Annotated in this window: 3 protein-coding genes; all 3 read left to right on the top strand. The window is 30.1% G+C overall.

The genetic code is table 11. The annotated features are described in order from the left end of the window. The first annotated feature begins 615 nt into the window (after positions 1 to 615). The gene (locus CD112_RS07480) at positions 616 to 1,560 is read left to right on the top strand and encodes a replication initiation factor domain-containing protein (RefSeq protein ID WP_000277654.1); all 945 of its coding nucleotides are present in this window, start codon (positions 616 to 618) and stop codon (positions 1,558 to 1,560) included. Between the two features lie 161 nt (positions 1,561 to 1,721). Next, positions 1,722 to 3,101, top strand: coding sequence for a tetracycline efflux MFS transporter Tet(K) (tet(K), locus tag CD112_RS07485; RefSeq protein ID WP_000492283.1), 1,380 nt, complete (start codon positions 1,722 to 1,724; stop codon positions 3,099 to 3,101). A 185-nt stretch (positions 3,102 to 3,286) separates the two neighbouring features. After that, the coding region (mobV, locus tag CD112_RS07490) for a MobV family relaxase (RefSeq protein WP_103364094.1) at positions 3,287 to 4,527 on the top strand (1,241 nt) is incomplete at its 3' end.

The following is a 4,527-nucleotide window of genomic DNA, read 5'->3' on the forward strand; positions in this document are numbered from 1 at the left end:
AAAAAATGAATCCAGAATTATATTCAGAACAGGAACAGCAACAAGAACAACAAAAGAATCAAAAACGAGATAGAGGTATGCACTTATAGAACATGCATTTATGCCGAGAAAACTTATTGGTTGGAATGGGCTATGTGTTAGCTAACTTGTTAGCGAGTTGGTTGGACTTGAATTGGGATTAATCCCAAGAAAGTACCAACTCAACAACACATAAAGCCCTGTAGGTTCCGACCAATAAGGAAATTGGAATAAAGCAATAAAAGGAGTTGAAGAAATGAAATTCAGAGAAGCCTTTGAGAATTTTATAACAAGTAAGTATGTACTTGGTGTTTTAGTAGTTTTAACTGTTTACCAGATAATACAAATGCTTAAATAAAAAAAGACTTGATCTGATTAGACCAAGTCTTTTGATAGTGTTATATTAATAACAAAATAAAAAGGAGTCGCTCACGCCCTGACCAAAGTTTGTGAACGACATCATTCAAAGAAAAAAACACTGAGTTGTTTTTATAATCTTGTATATTTAGATATTAAACGATATTTAAATATACATCAAGATATATATTTGGGTGAGCGATTCCTTAAACGAAATTGAGATTAAGGAGTCGATTTTTTATGTATAAAAACAATCATGCAAATCATTCAAATCATTTGGAAAATCACGATTTAGACAATTTTTCTAAAACCGGCTACTCTAATAGCCGGTTGGACGCACATACTGTGTGCATATCTGATCCAAAATTAAGTTTTGATGCAATGACGATCGTTGGAAATCTCAACCGAGACAACGCTCAAGCCCTTTCTAAATTTATGAGTGTAGAGCCCCAAATAAGACTTTGGGATATTCTTCAAACAAAGTTTAAAGCTAAAGCACTTCAAGAAAAAGTTTATATTGAATATGACAAAGTGAAAGCAGATAGTTGGGATAGACGTAATATGCGTATTGAATTTAATCCAAACAAACTTACACGAGATGAAATGATTTGGTTAAAACAAAATATAATAAGCTACATGGAAGATGACGGTTTTACAAGATTAGATTTAGCCTTTGATTTTGAAGATGATTTGAGTGACTACTATGCAATGTCTGATAAAGCAGTTAAGAAAACTATTTTTTATGGTCGTAATGGTAAGCCAGAAACAAAATATTTTGGCGTGAGAGATAGTAATAGATTTATTAGAATTTATAATAAAAAGCAAGAACGTAAAGATAATGCAGATGCTGAAGTTATGTCTGAACATTTATGGCGTGTAGAAATCGAACTTAAAAGAGATATGGTGGATTACTGGAATGATTGCTTTAGTGATTTACATATCTTGCAACCAGATTGGAAAACTATCCAACGCACTGCGGATAGAGCAATAGTTTTTATGTTATTGAGTGATGAAGAAGAATGGGGAAAGCTTCACAGAAATTCTAGAACAAAATATAAGAATTTGATAAAAGAAATTTCGCCAGTCGATTTAACGGACTTAATGAAATCGACTTTAAAAGCGAACGAAAAACAATTGCAAAAACAAATCGATTTTTGGCAACATGAATTTAAATTTTGGAAATAGTGTACATATTAACATTACTGAACAAAAATGATATATTTAAACTATTCTAATTTAGGAGGATTTTTTTATGAAGTGTCTATTTAAAAATTTGGGGAATTTATATGAGGTGAAAGAATAATTTACCCCTATAAACTTTAGTCACCTCAAGTAAAGAGGTAAAATTGTTTAGTTTATATAAAAAATTTAAAGGTTTGTTTTATAGCGTTTTATTTTGGCTTTGTATTCTTTCATTTTTTAGTGTATTAAATGAAATGGTTTTAAATGTTTCTTTACCTGATATTGCAAATCATTTTAATACTACTCCTGGAATTACAAACTGGGTAAACACTGCATATATGTTAACTTTTTCGATAGGAACAGCAGTATATGGAAAATTATCTGATTATATAAATATAAAAAAATTGTTAATTATTGGTATTAGTTTGAGCTGTCTTGGTTCATTGATTGCTTTTATTGGTCACAATCACTTTTTTATTTTGATTTTTGGTAGGTTAGTACAAGGAGTAGGATCTGCTGCATTCCCTTCACTGATTATGGTGGTTGTAGCTAGAAATATTACAAGAAAAAAACAAGGCAAAGCCTTTGGTTTTATAGGATCAATTGTAGCTTTAGGTGAAGGGTTAGGTCCTTCAATAGGGGGAATAATAGCACATTATATTCATTGGTCTTACCTACTTATACTTCCTATGATTACAATAGTAACTATACCTTTTCTTATTAAAGTAATGGTACCTGGTAAATCAACAAAAAATACATTAGATATCGTAGGTATTGTTTTAATGTCTATAAGTATTATATGTTTTATGTTATTTACGACAAATTATAATTGGACTTTTTTAATACTCTTCACAATCTTTTTTGTGATTTTTATTAAACATATTTCAAGAGTTTCTAACCCTTTTATTAATCCTAAACTAGGGAAAAACATTCCGTTTATGCTTGGTTTGTTTTCTGGTGGGCTAATATTTTCTATAGTAGCTGGTTTTATATCAATGGTGCCTTATATGATGAAAACTATTTATCATGTAAATGTAGCGACAATAGGTAATAGTGTTATTTTTCCTGGAACCATGAGTGTTATTGTTTTTGGTTATTTTGGTGGTTTTTTAGTGGATAGAAAAGGATCATTATTTGTTTTTATTTTAGGATCATTGTCTATCTCTATAAGTTTTTTAACTATTGCATTTTTTGTTGAGTTTAGTATGTGGTTGACTACTTTTATGTTTATATTTGTTATGGGCGGATTATCTTTTACTAAAACAGTTATATCAAAAATAGTATCAAGTAGTCTTTCTGAAGAAGAAGTTGCTTCTGGAATGAGTTTGCTAAATTTCACAAGTTTTTTATCAGAGGGAACAGGTATAGCAATTGTAGGAGGTTTATTGTCACTACAATTGATTAATCGTAAACTAGTTCTGGAATTTATAAATTATTCTTCTGGAGTGTATAGTAATATTCTTGTAGCCATGGCTATCCTTATTATTTTATGTTGTCTTTTGACGATTATTGTATTTAAACGTTCTGAAAAGCAGTTTGAATAGTTATATTATATTTTGGTTTAGAACTATGAGTGGCTAGCATTTTGCCACTCATTTTTTGCGTTAGCAAAAACAGGTTTAAGCCTCGCAGAGCACACGTATTAACGACTTATTAAAAATAAGTCTAGTGTGTTAGACTTAAACTATTAAATACACATGAAACCTTTGTGCTTAGGAGTGATTTTTATATGTCTTATTCCATTGTTAGAGTTTCAAAAGTTAAATCTGGAACAAATACAACGGGCATACAAAAACATGTTCAAAGAGAAAATAATAATTATGAAAATGAAGATATAGACCATAGTAAAACTTACTTAAATTATGATTTGGTAAATGCTAATAAACAGAATTTTAATAACTTGATTGATGAAAAAATCGAACAGAATTATACAGGCAAAAGAAAAATTAGAACAGACGCGATTAAACACATTGATGGTTTAATTACATCAGACAATGATTTCTTTGATAATCAAACGCCAGAAGATACAAAGCAGTTTTTTGAATATGCTAAAGAGTTTTTAGAACAAGAATACGGTAAAGATAATTTATTATATGCAACAGTTCACATGGACGAAAAAACACCACATATGCATTATGGCGTTGTTCCAATAACTGATGATGGTCGTTTAAGTGCTAAAGAAGTTGTAGGTAATAAAAAAGCTTTAACAGCGTTTCAAGATAGATTTAATGAGCATGTTAAACAACGAGGATATGATTTAGAACGTGGGCAATCAAGACAAGTAACAAATGCTAAACATGAGCAAATAAGTCAGTATAAACAAAAAACAGAATATCATAAGCAAGAATATGAACGTGAGAGCCAAAAAACAGACCATATAAAGCAAAAGAACGATAAATTAATGCAAGAGTACCAAAAATCGTTAAATACGCTTAAAAAGCCTATAAATGTTCCGTATGAGCAAGAAACTGAAAAAGTAGGTGGTTTATTTAGCAAAGAAATACAAGAAACTGGAAATGTTGTAATAAGCCAAAAAGATTTCAATGAATTTCAGAAACAGATAAAAGCTGCTCAAGATATTTCGGGAGATTACGAGTATATAAAGTCTGGTAGAGCCTTAGATGATAAAGATAAGGAAATACGAGAGAAAGATGATTTATTAAATAAAGCAGTTGAGCGTATTGAAAACGCAGACGATAATTTTAACCAACTTTACGAAAATGCAAAGCCACTTAAAGAGAATATAGAAATAGCGTTAAAGCTTTTAAAAATCTTACTAAAAGAGTTAGAACGAGTTTTAGGAAGAAATACCTTTGCGGAAAGAGTTAATAAGTTAACAGAAGATGAACCAAAACTAAATGGTTTAGCAGGAAACTTAGATAAAAAAATGAATCCAGAATTATATTCAGAACAGGAACAGCAACAAGAACAACAAAAGAATCAAAAACGAGATAGAGGTATGCACTTATA

The sequence above is a fragment of the Staphylococcus simulans genome (assembly GCF_002902285.1).
Taxonomy (GTDB): Bacteria; Bacillota; Bacilli; order Staphylococcales; family Staphylococcaceae; genus Staphylococcus; species Staphylococcus simulans.